Source organism: Streptococcus oralis (genome assembly GCF_021497885.1).
GTDB classification, from domain to species: domain Bacteria; phylum Bacillota; class Bacilli; order Lactobacillales; family Streptococcaceae; genus Streptococcus; species Streptococcus oralis_BQ.
On sequence record NZ_CP046523.1, the window covers coordinates 1,074,601 to 1,090,813 of the forward strand.

General features: G+C 41.0%; 19 protein-coding genes. 12 read left to right on the forward strand and 7 right to left on the reverse strand.

What is annotated here, in order from left to right; genetic code table 11:
* Positions 1–29 precede the first annotated feature (29 nt).
* Genes GOM48_RS05430 through GOM48_RS05440 form a run of 3 tightly spaced genes read right to left on the reverse strand, consistent with a single transcriptional unit; the run spans position 30 to position 2,396 of the window.
* Positions 30–926, reverse strand: coding sequence for an RluA family pseudouridine synthase (locus tag GOM48_RS05430; protein ID WP_235096362.1), 897 nt, complete (start codon positions 924–926; stop codon positions 30–32).
* The gene (locus GOM48_RS05435) at positions 923–1,741 is read right to left on the reverse strand and encodes an NAD kinase (protein WP_223326689.1); all 819 of its coding nucleotides are present in this window, start codon (positions 1,739–1,741) and stop codon (positions 923–925) included. Before GOM48_RS05435 ends, GOM48_RS05430 begins: the two co-directional genes overlap by 4 nt.
* Positions 1,725–2,396: a GTP pyrophosphokinase family protein gene (locus GOM48_RS05440; RefSeq protein ID WP_000151563.1), complete on the reverse strand. Its 672-nt coding sequence runs from the start codon at positions 2,394–2,396 to the stop codon at positions 1,725–1,727. Before GOM48_RS05440 ends, GOM48_RS05435 begins: the two co-directional genes overlap by 17 nt.
* 128 nt (positions 2,397–2,524) lie before the next feature.
* Here GOM48_RS05440 and GOM48_RS05445 point away from each other — a divergent pair, with 128 nt between their 5' ends.
* The 7 genes from GOM48_RS05445 (at position 2,525) to GOM48_RS05475 (ending at position 7,249) form a co-directional block, all read left to right on the forward strand.
* Positions 2,525–3,094, forward strand: coding sequence for a CYTH domain-containing protein (locus tag GOM48_RS05445; RefSeq protein WP_000681299.1), 570 nt, complete (start codon positions 2,525–2,527; stop codon positions 3,092–3,094).
* 67 nt (positions 3,095–3,161) lie between these two features.
* On the forward strand, positions 3,162–4,121 hold the full coding sequence (locus GOM48_RS05450; protein WP_001283842.1) for a ribose-phosphate diphosphokinase: 960 nt from the start codon (positions 3,162–3,164) through the stop codon (positions 4,119–4,121).
* 9 nt (positions 4,122–4,130) lie between these two features.
* Positions 4,131–5,246, forward strand: a complete 1,116-nt coding sequence (locus GOM48_RS05455) for a cysteine desulfurase family protein (RefSeq protein WP_000639644.1) — start codon at positions 4,131–4,133, stop codon at positions 5,244–5,246.
* A 4-nt stretch (positions 5,247–5,250) separates the two neighbouring features.
* Positions 5,251–5,598 carry a DUF1831 domain-containing protein gene (locus GOM48_RS05460; RefSeq protein ID WP_000863520.1) on the forward strand — a complete coding sequence of 116 codons (348 nt, stop codon included), beginning with the start codon at positions 5,251–5,253 and terminating at the stop codon, positions 5,596–5,598.
* 6 nt (positions 5,599–5,604) lie between these two features.
* Positions 5,605–5,820, forward strand: a complete 216-nt coding sequence (locus GOM48_RS05465; protein WP_235096363.1) for a DUF4649 family protein — start codon at positions 5,605–5,607, stop codon at positions 5,818–5,820.
* A gap of 82 nt (positions 5,821–5,902) precedes the next feature.
* Entirely contained in the window at positions 5,903–6,544 is a 642-nt protein-coding gene (locus tag GOM48_RS05470; RefSeq protein WP_084975467.1) for a redox-sensing transcriptional repressor Rex, read from the forward strand.
* A gap of 15 nt (positions 6,545–6,559) precedes the next feature.
* Positions 6,560–7,249, forward strand: coding sequence for a gamma-glutamyl-gamma-aminobutyrate hydrolase family protein (locus GOM48_RS05475; RefSeq protein WP_235096364.1), 690 nt, complete (start codon positions 6,560–6,562; stop codon positions 7,247–7,249).
* Here GOM48_RS05475 and radC read toward each other — a convergent pair.
* The 3 genes from radC to GOM48_RS05490 all read right to left on the reverse strand — a co-directional run bounded on the left by radC (position 7,246) and on the right by GOM48_RS05490 (position 12,112).
* On the reverse strand, positions 7,246–7,926 hold the full coding sequence (radC, locus tag GOM48_RS05480; RefSeq protein WP_235096365.1) for a RadC family protein: 681 nt from the start codon (positions 7,924–7,926) through the stop codon (positions 7,246–7,248). The genes GOM48_RS05475 and radC overlap by 4 nt on opposite strands.
* 42 nt (positions 7,927–7,968) lie before the next feature.
* On the reverse strand, positions 7,969–10,260 hold the full coding sequence (gene pcrA, locus GOM48_RS05485; RefSeq protein ID WP_235096366.1) for a DNA helicase PcrA: 2,292 nt from the start codon (positions 10,258–10,260) through the stop codon (positions 7,969–7,971).
* Between the two features lie 181 nt (positions 10,261–10,441).
* On the reverse strand, positions 10,442–12,112 hold the full coding sequence (locus GOM48_RS05490; RefSeq protein ID WP_235096367.1) for a formate--tetrahydrofolate ligase: 1,671 nt from the start codon (positions 12,110–12,112) through the stop codon (positions 10,442–10,444).
* A gap of 228 nt (positions 12,113–12,340) precedes the next feature.
* Here GOM48_RS05490 and coaB point away from each other — a divergent pair, with 228 nt between their 5' ends.
* The 5 genes from coaB (at position 12,341) to GOM48_RS05515 (ending at position 15,436) form a co-directional block, all read left to right on the forward strand.
* Positions 12,341–13,030, forward strand: a complete 690-nt coding sequence (gene coaB, locus GOM48_RS05495; RefSeq protein ID WP_235096368.1) for a phosphopantothenate--cysteine ligase — start codon at positions 12,341–12,343, stop codon at positions 13,028–13,030.
* Between the two features lie 11 nt (positions 13,031–13,041).
* On the forward strand, positions 13,042–13,593 hold the full coding sequence (gene coaC / locus GOM48_RS05500) for a phosphopantothenoylcysteine decarboxylase (RefSeq protein WP_235096369.1): 552 nt from the start codon (positions 13,042–13,044) through the stop codon (positions 13,591–13,593).
* Complete coding sequence (locus tag GOM48_RS05505) at positions 13,577–14,140, forward strand: ECF transporter S component (protein ID WP_235096370.1); 564 nt, start codon at positions 13,577–13,579, stop codon at positions 14,138–14,140. The genes coaC and GOM48_RS05505 overlap by 17 nt, the downstream gene beginning before the upstream one ends.
* Before the next feature lie 241 nt (positions 14,141–14,381).
* Positions 14,382–14,909 (forward strand): ECF transporter S component, encoded by a 528-nt coding sequence (locus GOM48_RS05510; RefSeq protein WP_235096371.1) that lies wholly within the window; start codon positions 14,382–14,384, stop codon positions 14,907–14,909.
* 11 nt (positions 14,910–14,920) lie between these two features.
* Complete coding sequence (locus GOM48_RS05515) at positions 14,921–15,436, forward strand: transcription repressor NadR (protein WP_000159165.1); 516 nt, start codon at positions 14,921–14,923, stop codon at positions 15,434–15,436.
* On the opposite strand, the gene GOM48_RS05520 is transcribed toward GOM48_RS05515, so the two are convergent.
* The gene (locus tag GOM48_RS05520; protein WP_235096372.1) at positions 15,433–15,900 is read right to left on the reverse strand and encodes an 8-oxo-dGTP diphosphatase; all 468 of its coding nucleotides are present in this window, start codon (positions 15,898–15,900) and stop codon (positions 15,433–15,435) included. The two genes, GOM48_RS05515 and GOM48_RS05520, sit on opposite strands and share 4 nt — an antisense overlap.
* Positions 15,901–16,213 lie beyond the last annotated feature (313 nt).

Below are 16,213 nucleotides of genomic sequence, written 5' to 3' on the forward strand. Positions count from 1 at the left end.
AAGAAAATAAATTATACTCAAAATAGATTTTAAAGAGTATTAGTTGATAACTGAGTAATAAGATTGCTGAAATCATCCGGTAAGGGGCTTTCTAGTTGCAAATCTTGCTCTAGAAAAGGATGATAAAAAGATAAATAATGACAATGCAGAGCCTGACGCTGAATACCGTCGTCTAGGCTACCACCATAGAGGTCATCTCCCAACAAGGGGAAGCCAATATGAGAAAAATGCACTCGGATCTGATGAGTTCGACCAGTATGCAGGCGAATATCGACTAGGTGAATATTCCCATAAGATGCTACAACTTTGTAAGATGTATGGGCGTATTTTCCACCTTTGGCGACCCGTCTCGTGATAATGGAGTCTTCATCACGTGCAATCGGGGCGATAATCTCCCCTTCTGGCTCCAAATCCCCATTGCCCTTAACCAAAGCGAAATAACGTTTTTCGATAGACTTTCGTTGCAGTTGCTTGTCTAATCGTGCATGAGCATAACCGTGCTTGGCAAAGAGCATCAAACCAGATGTATCTTTATCAAGCCTGGTCACGATATGAACCTGCTGGTTTTCATATTCCCGCTTGACATAGTAACCCTTGATAAAATTGGCAATGGTATTAGAATGATTGACACTGGGGATGGAAGCAACTCCATAAGGCTTATTCAAAACCAGAAAATGGTCATCTTCATAGAGAATATCCAGTGGACGCTCAATTGCTTCCAAGGTTTCAAAGCCTTCCTCAGCTGGAATATCAATGGTAACCCTGTCTCCAACATCTAAGAGATAAGTCGCATTTTGAGGTTGATCGTTGACCAAAATAGCCCCACCTCGAAACTTTATCTTAGCCAAAAGTCCCTTAGAAACCTCGTGTTTCTTCAGAAAGGTTTTGACTTTGACATGTTCATCTGCGATAAATTCGAACCTCATTCGTCCACCTCGCCGATGAAGGCATCTTTGACGCGATTCCAGAAACTAGTGTGACTTGGCGTCGCTACGAAGTGTATCTTGTGATGGTCGATTTGGTACTCAATCCGTTCTATATTTCGGAAAGAATAGATGCTATTATCAACCGATAACGTGTGATAGTCATTACGAGTCGGTAAAAGCTCAATTTTATCTTTCTTCGGAACGATTATCGAAGAACCAAGTGTTCGATAAACTCTGTTGTTAAGACTCGCTATTTCAGTCAACTGCAAGGCTTCAATGGTAGGATGCAAGACAGCTCCACCCAAGGACTTGTTATAGGCAGTGCTTCCAGTTGGCGTTGAAACAGTTACTCCATCTCCTCGAAATCGCTCAAATGGAACGTGGTTAATAATGATATCCGCAACCATGGTGCGATCCGACCTGCGGATGCTGGCTTCGTTTAATGCACGGAAGGTCTTAACTTCTCCGTTTTCAAGTGTCACCTTGACATTCAAAACAGGATAGGAAACCTTGGCACCAGTATCCAGTTGGAGATTGGTAACCAACTGTTCCAACTCAAAATCGCGATAATCTGTGTAAAATCCCAAGTGTCCTGTATGTACGCCAATAAATCGAACTTTATCTAACTGATTCTCGTACTTGTGAAAGGCAGACAAAAGCATCCCATCCCCACCAATTGATATGACGATGTCAGGATTGGTGTCGTTGAGTATAAAATGATGTTTTTTCAACTGGTCTTTCAGCTCATACAAAACCTTTTGACTCTGCGGTTTTCTATTTGCAATCAGATCAATTCGTTTACCTGTATTCTTCATCTGTATCGTCACTATTTCCTACACCGTCGTTTAGTTTTCTACTTAAAGGATCAAAGAGAGCCTGTGCTTCCTGAATATCATCACGGATTTTCCCCATTTCTTCATCCAATTGATGGGAAATTCTAGCTGTAATCTCCAATCGTTTCTTGATCTCCTCTGGGAAATCCCCCTGATACTTATAATTGAGCGAATGCTCAATCGTAGCCCAAAAATTCATGGCTAAAGTCCGGATTTGAATTTCAGCCAGAATCGTCTTAACACCACTGATGGTGTCAACTGTATACTCTACCACCACATGATAGGAGCGATAGCCCGAAGCCTTCCGATGCGTGATGTAGTCACGTTCCTGTACTACTCTCATATCATGACGTTTGCGTAAAATCGCAACAACTTCTTGAACATCATCGACGAACTGCACCATGACCCGCAAACCCGCGATATCCTGTAAGTCATGTTCCAAAGTGTCGTAGCCAATCCCTCTGCGATTCATTTTTTCTTTGATACTTTCAATCGGTTTGACACGACCCGTTACAAACTCAATCGGAGAGTGCTTGTTTTGTTTACGATACTGTTTGCGAATCCCACGAAGTTTAATCTTCAATTCACCAACAGCTTGAATGTAAGGATCTAAAAATTCTTCCCATTCTATGGTCATATTTTCTCCCTTTTGGTATGTGATTGTGTTGTTGAAAATTTTTGATTTTTTCACTACAATCATATACAATAAATACATTGTCCATTATACCATAAATCGCTTTCAAAGATAGAAAAAAGGTTAGAAAAATGAAACATTTAGAAATTGAACTGAAAACACTACTGAAAAAAGAGGATTACGATCATTTAAAAGAGCAGTTTTCCCATATCCAACCCGTCCTACAGAAAAACTACTACATTGATACGCCAGATTTCAAATTGCGAGAAAAGAGGGTTGCCATGCGCATTCGCACCTTTTCAGATTGGGCAGAGTTGACCTTGAAAGTACCTCAAACCGTAGGAAATATGGAATACAACCAGAAACTAACTCTTCCAGAGGCTGAATCTTACCTAGAAAAACAAATACTTCCTCAAGGACTCGTTCTAGAGGAACTTGCTAAGATTGGTATTGAAAGCCAAGACTGGTTTGTTCTGGGTTGTCTTTCAACTCTTCGTTACGAAATGGAAACGTCGATTGGTCTAATGGCACTAGATGAAAGTCACTACTTTGATCATACAGACTATGAACTCGAGCTTGAAGTCACAGACCATGAAAAAGGGAAAGCTGATTTTCAGAAATTCTTAGAAGAAAATCAGATCACTTATCAGAAAGCTCCTTCAAAATTAATTCGTTTTATTAAAAGCATGAAAAAATGCTGAAATAATCTCCATTTTCTGGTAAAATAATGGAGATAAAATATTTAGAGTTTACAGAGGACGGTCTATAATGTCAGATAGAAACAACATGAAACTTTTTGCACTTAATTCCAATCATGAAATTGCACAAAAAATCGCAGAAACGGTTGGGGTACCTCTCGGAAAATTATCTTCTCGCCAATTTTCTGATGGTGAAATCCAGGTCAACATTGAAGAGAGTGTCCGCGGTTACGATGTCTACATAATCCAATCAACCAGCTACCCCGTTAGCAACCACTTGATGGAGTTGTTAATCATGGTCGATGCTTGTGTACGTGCAAGTGCTCATAGTATCAACGTTGTTCTTCCTTACTTTGGTTATGCTCGTCAGGATCGTATCGCTTCTTCTCGCGAACCTCTCACTGCAAAACTGGTTGCCAATATGCTTGTCAAGGCTGGTGTAAGTCGTGTTCTAACTCTTGATTTGCACGCTGTTCAGGTTCAAGGTTTCTTTGACATTCCAGTAGATAACCTCTATACAATTCCTCTCTTTGCTAAACACTACAGCGATAAAGGGTTGCTGGGATCAGATGTCGTTGTTGTAAGTCCAAAAAACTCTGGTGTCAAACGTGCCCGTAGCTTAGCTGAATATTTAGATGCACCAATCGCAATCATCGACTATGCTCAAGACGATTCAGAGCGTAGCCAAGGCTATATCATCGGTGATGTTGAAGGCAAGAAGGCCATCTTGATTGACGATATCCTAAATACTGGACGTACTTTCTCAGAAGCAGCAAAAATCGTCGAACGTGAAGGTGCAACTGAAATCTATGCGGTATCCAGTCATGGTCTCTTTGTAGAAGGCGCTGCTGACCTTCTTGATGCTACTAACATCAAAGAAATCCTTGTGACAGACTCAGTAGCCACAAAAGAAAGAACTCCGAAAAATGTGTGCTACATTACCGCTAGCGAATTGATTGGTGATGCCATCGTCCGTATCCACGAAAGAAAACCAGTTAGCCCACTCTTTGCATATAATAAAAAGGAATAAGGTGATTCTTTGATTTATTTGGACAATGCTGCCACTACTCCAATGTCAGCAGTAGCTATCGCAGAAATGACCAAGGTCATGCAAGAAACTCATGGTAATCCTTCTAGTATTCATAGTCATGGTCGGCAGGCTGGTAAACTGCTCCGTGAAGCCCGTCAGGAGTTGGCTCACCTACTTGGAACCAAGCCACAACGAATCTTTTTCACATCTGGCGGTACAGAAAGTAACAATACCGCTATTATCGGCTATTGTCTCCGCCATCAAGAGCGTGGAAAACACATCATCACGACAGCTATTGAGCACCATTCTGTGCTTGAGACCATTGATTACCTGGTGCAACATTTTGGCTTTGAAACGACCATCATCCAACCAGTAAATCAAGAAATCACTGCGCAGCAAATTCAAGAAGCGTTACGTGACGATACCATTCTAGTTTCTACCATGTATGCCAATAATGAAACGGGTAGTCTCTTACCTATCGCTGAAATTGGACATATTTTAAAAGAGCATCCTGCTGCTTATCATGTTGATGCTGTTCAAGCTATCGGAAAAATCCCTATCCATCCTGAAGAATTAGGAATTGATTTCCTTAGTGCTTCCGCTCACAAGTTCCATGGACCAAAAGGAGTTGGCTTTCTTTATGCTTCTTCCACGGGCTTTGATTCCTACCTTCACGGTGGCGATCAAGAACAAAAGAAACGGGCTGGAACAGAAAACCTTGCTGCCATCGTCGGTATGGTTGCTGCCCTCAAAGAAGACTTGGATCATCAGGCCGAGCATTACCAAAAACTAGAGGGATTAAAAACTGCTTTTCTTGGTGAAATTGCGGAACTCGACTTCTATCTCAACGAAAGCAAACACCAACTTCCTTATGTTTTCAACATTGGCTTTCCTGGTCAAAAAAATGACTTACTCTTGCTTCGGTTAGACCTTGAAGGAATCTCAATCTCAACTGGTTCAGCCTGTACTGCTGGTGTTGTGCAGACCAGTCATGTACTCGAAGCTCTTTATGAATCGGATTCCCATCGTTTAAAAGAGTCTGTCCGTATTAGTCTGTCCCCTCTTAATACCGAGAACGAACTGAAACAACTGGCACAAACCTTAAAAAATATTATTGGAGATTAACCTAATGGCATTCGAAAAAACCATTAAACTACAAAACTGCCGCTACGACTATACACTTAGTCCATCTGTAAAAAAGTTTACACTAAAAGACAATACTTTCTTTGAAACAAAAGTCGGAAACTACGAACTGACTCGTCTACTTGAAAAAGTTCCTAATAGTGGTGAAGGTTTCCTACTAAAAATTATCATCAACAAAGAGCTTACAGGTGTTAAAATTAATATCACTGACAAATCAGGTCTTCGTTTGGTCAATATCTTTAAATCTGAAGAACACCATATCCACCAAGAGAAATTCTACTTCCTCATGGACAGTTTAGTAGAACGCGGTATCTTCACTAAAGAAGAAAGATAGTTTGCTATGTATCGTCTCACATATAAAGATAGCTATCAGGTAGAACGCACACTTGAATTTTCCGATTACGAAGAGCTTATGCTATCACTATCAGGCTGTGTCACCCTGCCCGACACTCTCCTAATCAGCTCCTTAACACTGAATGATAAAGTGATTTATCAAGGATTAGTTGGCGATCTCTACCGATTTCTTTCACAAGCTAATTTTTCAGATAAAAACTAAGAAATTTCTTAGTTTTTTCTTGTTTTTGTTGATTTTTTCACAATGTTTCTATAAAATAGAAGAATAGAAAGGTTGTGATTTTGTGAAAGATAAACAGTCTGATATTCCAAAAGCAACAGCAAAAAGACTCTCTCTTTACTATCGAATTTTCAAGAGATTTCATGCAGAAAAAATTGAACGTGCCAACTCTAAGCAAATTGCAGAGGCTATCGGTATCGATTCTGCGACCGTTCGTCGGGATTTTTCCTATTTTGGTGAACTAGGTCGTCGTGGATTTGGTTATGATGTTAAAAAATTGATGAATTTTTTTGCTGATCTCCTAAATGATAACTCGATTACTAATGTTATGTTGGTTGGAATTGGAAATATGGGGCATGCCCTTCTCCACTACCGCTTCCATGAGCGCAACAAGATGAAAATTATCATGGCCTTTGACCTAGATGACCATCCAGAAGTTGGCACCCAGACACCTGACGGGATTCCAATCTATGGCATCTCTCAGATTAAAGAAAAGATCAAAGAAGCAGATGTCAAAACTGCTATCCTAACTGTTCCAAGTGTTAAATCACAAGAAGTTGCCAATCTTTTGGTCGATGCGGGTATAAAAGGTATTCTTAGTTTTTCACCCGTCCATCTCCACCTTCCAAAAGATGTAGTCGTTCAGTATGTCGATTTGACAAGCGAACTCCAAACTCTCCTCTATTTTATGCGTAAAGAGGATTAGAAAGCGAAAGCATTTATGAAAAAACCAGTTATTGGGATTACAGGAAATGAAAAAGCTCATCCAGATGATGATGTCATGATGAGCTATGCGGCAAAAGGCTTTGTTGAAGGAGTCAAGGACGCTGGCGGAATTCCCATCATCCTTCCGATTGGTGATCAAGAAATGGCATGCCATTACATCGCTATGATTGATAAACTCATCCTAACAGGTGGGCAAAATGTTGATCCAAAATTCTATGGTGAACCTAAAACCATTGACAGCGATGACTACCATCTTCAAAGAGACCAGTTTGAATTAGCCCTTATCAGAGAAGCCATCAAGCAGAAGAAACCAATTTTCTCTGTTTGTCGGGGTACCCAGCTTTTCAATGTCGCTATGGGAGGTACGCTTCACCAAGATATCGAGGATCATTGGCAGGACTGTTCAGCCGAATACACGACCCAACGCCTCGTAACGGAGCCTGATACAATTCTCCGAGAAATCTATGGAGAAATCTCTCATATCAACTCCTTCCACCACCAGAGCATAAAGGATTTGGCCCCCAATTTAAAGGTTGTGGCCTATGATCCCAAGGATGAGATAATCGAGGCAGTCACAACGACTGATGGCATCGCTTTTCTCGGTGTTCAATGGCATCCAGAATTTCTATTTGAAAATCGTCCCAAGGATAAAACACTATTTGACTATGTTGTTAATGAACTCTAAATCAGATCCGTCTTTTCACGGTAACTAAAGTAATCCGAGTGCGAGACAATCAGATGATCCAGAAACACAATTCCCATCAGTTCGCAAGCTTCCTTGACTAGCTTAGTAACATGGTCATCATTTCGACTAGGAGATACGGCACCTGATGGATGGTTATGAACGAGAATCACAGAGGTGGCCATATGCTTAATAGCATAGTGAAGGATTTCCCTCGGTTCAGCAATACTGCGTGTCGCAGAGCCGATAAAGATGGTCTGCTGATGAATGATTTGATTTTGAGTATTGAGATAGAGCGCCACTAGGTGCTCTTGTTTTTTGTCGCCAAGTTCCTGTTGCATTTTCTTGGCTAGCTTTTGACTACTGAGAATACTTTCCATCTCAAGAGTTTCATGTTTGTGAATACGATGCCCTAGTTCAATCACCGCTTGTAGTTCAATGGCCTTAATCCGTCCAATACCAGATAGACTCTGCAATTCCTGCAGGGTCATTTTCTTTAAATCAGTTAGACTGGTCAAACTATTCAAGACTTTCTGAGCGATTTCAAATACATTAGCCTGACGTGTTCCTGTTCTGAGCAAAATAGCTAACAACTCTTGATTGCTCAGAGCCTCTACTCCTTCTCTAACCAGTCTTTCTCTAGGCAAAAGTGAATCTTCTTGAAATGAAATACTGTACATAAAAATCCTCCTCACTTTATTATTCGTGAGAAGGATGAAAAATTAGATTTTTTTCTCAATTGGAGCTACGCTGGCTAGAAGTTTTTTCAGACCTACTTCTGGGAAATTGATTTTTAGTTCTCGAGTATCCCCACTACCTGAGACTTCAAGGACTGTCCCCTCACCCCACTTCTTGTGAAGGGCAATGTCACCAATGGACCAACTTGTATCAGTCGAATCTTTTTTATTTCCAGCTGAAAACTGTCCAAATGGGAGACCACTTGACTGGATAGAGCTTGGTGCAGCATTGCGTTTCCGTTCTTGAAGGGCCTGAGCTAAGCTCATACCTTGACCAAAGGCCACGCCACCACTGCTATAAGAAGCTTTAAAACTGGTATTCGCTGGACGAGCCAAGCCCTGATACTCAAGCAGGTCAGAACTGATTTCAGTGATAAAACGGGTCGGACGATTGTAGTTGGTACGCCCAAAAAGCAAGCGTGAGTTGGCATTGGTCAGATAGAGGATCTTTTCTGCTCGTGTGATACCGACATAGGCCAAACGGCGTTCCTCTTCTAGCTCATCCGGATCTTCTGCTGCACGACTAAGTGGAAAGACATTTTCCTCCATCCCGATGAGAAAGACAACTGGGAACTCGAGTCCCTTAGCAGCGTGCAAGGTCATCAAGGTTACTTCTGATGTCTCCTGACTGCCTGAATCTGTATCCGCAATCAAGGCAAGGTCATTCAAGAAACGACTGAGTTTATCTAAACCTGTTTCCTCTTCTTGACTATCAGGATTGTCATCAAAGTTCTTGGTAACAGAGAGAAATTCCTCGATATTTTCAACCCGAGCCTTGCTTTCCAAGGTCGCTTGGGCATTGAGAATATCGATATAACCTGTTTTTTCTAAAACAGCCTCAACTAACTCTGTAATGGTTAACTGGTCCAGTTGCTCCCGCAAATCCAGAATCATATTGGCGAACTCCCAGATAGACTGAGCTGCCTTACCCTTGATTCCTGATAACATGATATTTGCTGAAGCATCCAGCATAGACATGTCTTGCATATTCGCAAAATCGCGAATTTTCTCAACGGTTCCTGGGCCGATTCCGCGCTTAGGTTCGTTGATAATGCGCTCAAAACTGATATTATCACTCAAATTGGCAATAAGATTAAGATAGGCAATAATATCACGGATTTCCTTACGGCTGTAGAACTTGGTCCCTCCAACCATAGTATAAGGAATATTGGACTTGAGCAGGGCCTCCTCAATAGTACGAGATTGCGCATTGGTTCGATAAAGAACTGCAAAGTCTTTGTGAAGGAAGTTTTGGCTGCGACCAAGTTCATCTATGGTTTTGGCTACAAAAACAGCCTCATCTTGTTCATCGTTGGCTCTGTAGTAGACGATTTGCTCCCCATCCGCATTCTGGGTCCAGAGATTCTTAGGACGGCGGTTTTTATTGTTTTTGATGACGTCATTGGCAGCTTGGAGAATGGTTTTGGTTGAACGATAATTCTCCTCTAACAAAACGACCTTGGCTTGAGGATAATCTTTCTCGAAATCCAAGATATTCTGCATATCAGCCCCACGCCAACCGTAGATAGACTGGTCCGCATCACCGACCACGCAGATATTTTTAAAGCGTGAAGCCAAGAGTTTGACCAGTTGGTACTGGGCATGGTTGGTATCTTGGTACTCATCAACATGAATATACTGAAACTTCTGCTGGTAATAGGTCAAAACATCAGGATTTTGATCAAAGAGACGCAAGGTCAACATAATCAAATCATCAAAATCAACAGACTCTGACTGACGAAGCTCTTTTTGATAGGCTGTGTAACACTGGGCCACGATTTGCGTATACATATCACCAGCTTGAGCAGCATAAGCCACATCATCAATTAGGTCATTCTTAGCATTGGAAATGGTTCCCAAAATAGTCCGTTCATTCCATTTTTTCGGATCCAAGTTTAATTGCTTGAGAATGCGCTTCATAAGAGTTCGCTGTTCTCCTGGATCTACAATGGTGAAATTACGATTGTAGCCAATATGATCCGCATCACGACGCAAAATACGAACACACATGGAGTGAAAGGTCGCAATCAGGCAGTCCTGGGTTGCTGGATTTAGTCCGTAAGCACGCTCCTTCATCTCACGCGCAGCCTTGTTGGTAAAGGTAATGGCCAAGATATTCCAAGGATTAACCATTTTTTCATCAATCAAGTAGGCGATTCTGTGAGTTAAAACACGAGTCTTCCCAGAACCAGCCCCCGCCATAATCAATAAGGGACCTTCGGTCGTTTGCACCGCCTCAGCTTGACGGTCATTCATTCCATTCAATAATGCGTTCATTTTCTCTTCCTTACTCTTGAAGTCAATGTTTCTATTATATCAAAAATCAGGGAAAATATCTTTACCTAGACTGGTGGCTTGTAGAAGAAAACTCTCTCATCAGCTGAAGACAAGGCCTCATATCTAGATAAGAAAAAGAGCTTGGATAGCATTTCCAAACTCTTTAAATATCATCTAAATATTAGAACAATCCTAGAACGGTTCCATCACTTTCAACATCCATATTGAGAGCGGCTGGACGTTTTGGAAGACCTGGCATGGTCATAACATCACCAGTAAGAGCAACGATAAAACCTGCACCTAGTTTTGGTACCAACTCACGAATGGTAATTTCAAAGTTTTCTGGTGCTCCAAGTGCATTTGGATTGTCAGAAAAACTGTACTGAGTTTTAGCCATACAGATTGGCAATTTGTCCCATCCGTTTTGAACGATTTGAGCGATTTGCGTTTGGGCTTTCTTCTCAAAGTTCACTTTGCTACCGCGATAGATCTCAGTAACAATCTTTTCAATCTTTTCTTGGACAGAAAGGTCATTGTCATAAAGACGAGTGTAGTTAGCTGGATTTTCTGAGATTGTTTTGACAAGCGTTTCAGCAAGCGCTACTCCACCTTCTGCGCCATCAGCCCATACACTAGCCAACTCAACTGGAACATCGATTGAAGCACAGAGTTCTTTCAAGGCTGCGATTTCAGCTTCTGTATCAGTGACAAATTCGTTAATCGCAACAACTGCTGGAATACCGAACTTACGGATGTTCTCAACGTGGCGTTGTAAATTGGCAAAACCTGCGCGAACGGCTTCCACATTTTCCTCTGTCAAAGCATCTTTAGCAACTCCACCATTCATCTTGAGGGCACGAAGGGTTGCGACAATAACTACTGCATCCGGAGAAGTTGGCAAGTTTGGTGTCTTGATATCAAGGAATTTCTCAGCGCCAAGATCCGCACCAAAACCAGCTTCAGTAACTGTATAGTCAGCCAAGCGAAGGGCTGTGCTTGTTGCCAAAACTGAGTTACATCCATGAGCAATATTGGCAAAAGGACCACCGTGTACAAAAGCGGGTGTACCGTAAATTGTCTGAACTAAGTTCGGCTTAATAGCATCCTTCAAGATCAAAGCCAAGGCACCTTCAACCTGCAAATCCCCTACAGAAACAGGGGTACGGTCATAGCGATAACCGATTACAATATTAGCCAAACGACGTTTCAAATCTTCAATATCAGTCGCCAAGCAAAGAATGGCCATGATTTCTGAAGCAACGGTAATGTCAAAACCATCCTCGCGTGGAATACCATTTAGAGGGCCACCAAGTCCAACGGTAACATGACGAAGGGCACGGTCGTTCAAGTCCACGACACGTTTCCAGAGAATGCGACGTTGGTCGATTCCCAGCTCATTCCCTTGGTGCAAGTGATTGTCAATCAAAGCAGAAAGGGCATTGTTGGCAGTTGTAATGGCATGCATATCTCCAGTAAAGTGGAGGTTGATGTCTTCCATTGGCAACACTTGGGCATAACCACCACCAGCAGCACCACCCTTAATCCCCATGACTGGACCAAGAGACGGTTCGCGAATAGCAATCATGGTTTTCTTACCAATTTTATTCAAGGCGTCTGCAAGACCAATGGTAATGGTTGACTTCCCTTCACCTGCAGGCGTTGGGTTGATGGCAGTTACCAAGATCAATTTCCCAACTGGAATACTCTCAACTGCACGAATTTTATCAAAACTGAGCTTAGCCTTGTACTTTCCGTACAACTCCAAATCATCGTAAAAAATACCCAGTTTCTCTACAACATCCACGATTGGCTTTAACTCAATACTCTGTGCGATTTCAATATCTGTTTTCATTCAAAACTCCTCTAATCTCTAATGTGATAATTCATTATAACACAAAAAAAGATTTTTAACACCCTTAAACTCTTAGAACGTTCGTAAATATCCTAAATTTCAAGATTTTTAGAGCCCTTTGAAAAATTTTATATGCCTTTATAGTTGTAAACTATAGTGTAGCTTTGTTTTAGCAAAATTTTATCGCTTTCATTTTACTTAACGTTTATTTTTGTGTACAATAGTCCTATGAAAATTTTAGTTACGTCGGGCGGTACGAGTGAATCTATCGATAGAGTCCGCTCTATTACGAACCATTCTACTGGTCTCTTGGGGAAAATCATCACCGAAACCCTACTTGCTGCTGGTCATGAGGTTTGTCTGATAACGACAAACCGAGCTGTGAAGCCAGAACCTCATCCCTATCTAACCATTCGAGAAATCAAAAATACTCATGATCTTCTTTTAGAAATGAAAGAGCATGTTCAAAATTATCAGGTTCTGATTCATTCTATGGCAGTTTCTGACTACACTCCTGTTTATATGACGGGGCTTGAGGAGGTACAGGCTAGCTCTAATCCAGAAGAATTTTTAGACAAGCAAAACAAAGAAGCTAAGATCTCTTCCAATGATGAGGTGCAGGTTTTATTTTTGAAAAAAACACCCAAAATCATCTCTCTAGTCAAGGAATGGAATCCTGCTATTCATCTAATTGGCTTTAAACTGCTGGTTGATGTCTCTGAGGATTATCTTATTGAGATCGCACGAAAGAGTCTTATCAAGAACCAAGCAGACTTAATCATTGCAAATGACCTAACTCAAATTTCAGCAAATCAGCATCGGGCAATCTTTGTTGAGAAAGACCATCTTCAAACTGTTCAAACAAAAGAGGAAATTGCAAGCCTCCTACTTGAGAAAATTCATGCTTACGATTCATAGAAAGGAAAGCCATGGCAAATATTCTGATCGCAGTGACAGGTTCTATTGCCTCCTATAAATCAGCTGATCTCGTCAGTTCTTTAAAAAAACAAGGCCATGATGTCACTGTCCTAATGACTGAGGCAGCGAGAGAGTTTATCCAGCCTTTGACACTACAGGTACTCTCACAGAATCCAGTTCATCTTGATGTCATGCAGGAACCCTATCCTGATCAAGTCAATCATATCGAAAGAGGAAAAGAAACCGACCTTTTTATCGTCGTCCCCGCTACCGCTAATACCATTGCCAAACTTGCGCATGGTTTTGTGGATAACATGGTTACGAGTACAGCTCTTGCCCTGCCAGACCACGTCAAAAAGTTAGTCGCACCAGCCATGAACACAAAAATGTATGACCATCCGGCAACTCAGGCTAATCTAAAAACATTAGAGACCTATGGTTATCAGATTATCTCTCCAAAGGAATCTCTACTAGCCTGTGGCGATTACGGAAAAGGCGCCCTAGCTGACCTGAATACTATTTTAGAAAGAATAAAGGAAACCCTCGATGAAAAAACGCTCTAATATTGCGCCCATTGCAATCTTTTTTGCAACTATGCTCGTTATCCACTTTTTAAGTTCAATCCTGTTTAATCTTTTCCCATTTCCAATCAAACCAACCATCGTTCATATTCCGGTAATCATTGCAAGTATTATTTACGGCCCTCGAGTTGGAGTTACACTTGGTTTCTTGATGGGGCTACTTAGCTTGACGGTAAACACGATTACCATCCTTCCAACCAGCTACCTCTTCTCACCATTCGTACCGAACGGAAATATCTATTCTGCGATTATCGCTATTGTCCCTCGCGTTTTGATTGGTCTGACTCCTTACCTAGTTTATAAATTATTGAAAAACAGAACAGGCCTCATCATTGCCGGTGCTCTCGGTTCTCTTACCAATACCGTCTTTGTCCTTGGGGGAATCTTCTTCCTTTTTGGAAATGTCTTTGATGGCAATATCCAAAAACTCCTAGCAACTGTTATCTCTACAAACTCAATTGCTGAACTACTCATCTCAGCCATCCTAACTGTAGCAATTGTCCCACGATTACAAACCTTGAAGAAATAAGCATAATTCCACTTTCGTCCTGAAGGTGGAGTTTTAGTTTTCACCAGTAAAGGCTCATCTTCTACTCATAAAAAGTTATTTACCAAGGAGTCATTAGTTCAAAATTTTGAAAATATATGAAAATTTTTTGAATTTACCACCTATACTTTTGAAAATTTCCAATAAAATCAAAATAAATTCTTGACATGTCTGTTTATTTATTGTACTATACTTGTGTATATACAGTTAAATGGAGGTTCTTATGGATATACGGAAAAAAACGCAGTTTATGACCATGACTGCACTACTCACAGCAATCGCGATTTTGATTCCGATCATTATGCCTTTTAAAATCGTCATCCCACCAGCTTCTTACACTTTAGGAAGCCATATCGCCATCTTTATCGCCATGTTCCTATCACCTTTGATGGCTGCTTTTGTGATCATCGCTTCTAGTCTCGGCTTCCTGATGGCAGGCTATCCCATGGTTATCGTCCTGCGCGCCTTTTCTCACATCGTTTTTGGTATTTTGGGAGCATTTTACTTAAAAAAATTCCCTGAAACCTTGGATAAACCAAAGGCATCTTGGATTTTTAACTTTGTTTTGGGTGTTGTTCACGCTATTGCTGAAGTACTGGCTTGTATCATCTTCTATGCTACTTCAGGGACAAACGTTGAAAATATGTTTTATGTTCTCTTTGTCCTAGTTGGTTTTGGAACAATTGTCCATAGTATGATAGACTATACATTAGCACTAGCTGTCTATAAAGTGCTTCGAAAACGTCGCTAAAAGGAAAAACTATGACAAAGGATCGCAAACAAGCTCTTCTCAAACTGTTAAAAGAGTCACCAAAAGCTCTCAATGGTCAAACCTTGGCTGAACACTTTCATGTCACACGCCAAATCATCGTCCAAGACATTGCCATCTTGCGAGCCGATGGCGCTCCTATCTTGTCAACCAATCGTGGTTATATCTACAAAGAAAATGATGCCAACCCCTACGTCCACAAACTCTTTAAAGTGAAACATGAACTGGAAGAAATTGGTCAGGAACTTTTGGCTATAGTAGATAATGGCGGACGCGTTCAAAATATCTTAATTGATCATCCCGTTTATGGTGAAATTGAAACTCTGCTCAAACTCACCTGTCGCCGAGATGTCCAGCATTTTCTGGAACAAGTCGAGAATTCTGACTTTAGACCACTTTCTGAATTGACAGACGGCATCCATTACCACCTTGTTGAAGCTGAAACACAACAAGACCTCCACTATATCGAGGAGGCCTTGGATCAGTTAGGTTATTTAGTAAAAGACTAGAAAATTTCTTTCTCCCAGCCGTCCTCTGTACGGTGGCGATAGAAGAACTCTGACTTGTCAGGTGCTTCCATCATTTCCATCAAGGGTAGCATATCATAGGCCAGATCCAAGTTTGGAATCTGGTCTTTTTGCACCCAAGATACTTCTCCTTCTTCGGATGATTGGAGACTTCCAGTAAACTCTGTCGCCTTATAACAAAAGACGATGTAGCGCTCACCTGTATCTAAGGGCCAATTTTTAATACCGACCAGTTGAGGATTTTGGATAATCAATCCTGTTTCTTCATAGATTTCACGAATGACAGACTTTACGAAAGCCTCGCCATTTTCTACATGACCTCCAGGAAAGGCATAACCAGACCAGCGATTCCTTTCAGGAGAGCGATACTGCATAACCACGCGCTGAGTTTCAAGGTCTTCAATCAGACAGATATTGGTTAAAATGGTTGCTTGCGCACGGGACATAAATTTACTCACTTTCTAATTTGTTATATGACTTTTTCGAACTTAATATCAGATTTCATGATAAAGGGATTAATCAACTCATGATAATAGTATACATCATGAAGCAAATATCCTTTTTTAATGACAATTTCTTGTTCCCTAACTTCATAATCAATCGTGATTGGAACAGGAGGATTTGGAATAAAGACGAAAACGACAATTACAAATAACCAAATATAAAAACTACAAATCGCACTGCGCACTCCTTCAAGGAAGCGATATTTCCTCTTTAAAAAGTAAATAAAAATATGCGAAATAGAGAGGATAATTGGAA

Bases quoted from the DNA above. Each gene is read 5' to 3' on its own strand.
- GOM48_RS05430 (WP_235096362.1), bottom strand. From the start codon at position 926: ATGAGGTTCGAATTTATCGCAGATGAACATGTCAAAGTCAAAACCTTT.
- GOM48_RS05435 (WP_223326689.1), bottom strand. From the start codon at position 1,741: ATGAAGAATACAGGTAAACGAATTGATCTGATTGCAAATAGAAAACCG.
- GOM48_RS05440 (WP_000151563.1), bottom strand. From the start codon at position 2,396: ATGACCATAGAATGGGAAGAATTTTTAGATCCTTACATTCAAGCTGTT.
- GOM48_RS05445 (WP_000681299.1), top strand. From the start codon at position 2,525: ATGAAACATTTAGAAATTGAACTGAAAACACTACTGAAAAAAGAGGAT.
- GOM48_RS05450 (WP_001283842.1), top strand. From the start codon at position 3,162: ATGTCAGATAGAAACAACATGAAACTTTTTGCACTTAATTCCAATCAT.
- GOM48_RS05460 (WP_000863520.1), top strand. From the start codon at position 5,251: ATGGCATTCGAAAAAACCATTAAACTACAAAACTGCCGCTACGACTAT.
- GOM48_RS05465 (WP_235096363.1), top strand. From the start codon at position 5,605: ATGTATCGTCTCACATATAAAGATAGCTATCAGGTAGAACGCACACTT.
- GOM48_RS05475 (WP_235096364.1), top strand. From the start codon at position 6,560: ATGAAAAAACCAGTTATTGGGATTACAGGAAATGAAAAAGCTCATCCA.
- radC (WP_235096365.1), bottom strand. From the start codon at position 7,926: ATGTACAGTATTTCATTTCAAGAAGATTCACTTTTGCCTAGAGAAAGA.
- pcrA (WP_235096366.1), bottom strand. From the start codon at position 10,260: ATGAACGCATTATTGAATGGAATGAATGACCGTCAAGCTGAGGCGGTG.
- GOM48_RS05490 (WP_235096367.1), bottom strand. From the start codon at position 12,112: ATGAAAACAGATATTGAAATCGCACAGAGTATTGAGTTAAAGCCAATC.
- coaB (WP_235096368.1), top strand. From the start codon at position 12,341: ATGAAAATTTTAGTTACGTCGGGCGGTACGAGTGAATCTATCGATAGA.
- coaC (WP_235096369.1), top strand. From the start codon at position 13,042: ATGGCAAATATTCTGATCGCAGTGACAGGTTCTATTGCCTCCTATAAA.
- GOM48_RS05505 (WP_235096370.1), top strand. From the start codon at position 13,577: ATGAAAAAACGCTCTAATATTGCGCCCATTGCAATCTTTTTTGCAACT.
- GOM48_RS05510 (WP_235096371.1), top strand. From the start codon at position 14,382: ATGGATATACGGAAAAAAACGCAGTTTATGACCATGACTGCACTACTC.
- GOM48_RS05515 (WP_000159165.1), top strand. From the start codon at position 14,921: ATGACAAAGGATCGCAAACAAGCTCTTCTCAAACTGTTAAAAGAGTCA.
- GOM48_RS05520 (WP_235096372.1), bottom strand. From the start codon at position 15,900: ATGTCCCGTGCGCAAGCAACCATTTTAACCAATATCTGTCTGATTGAA.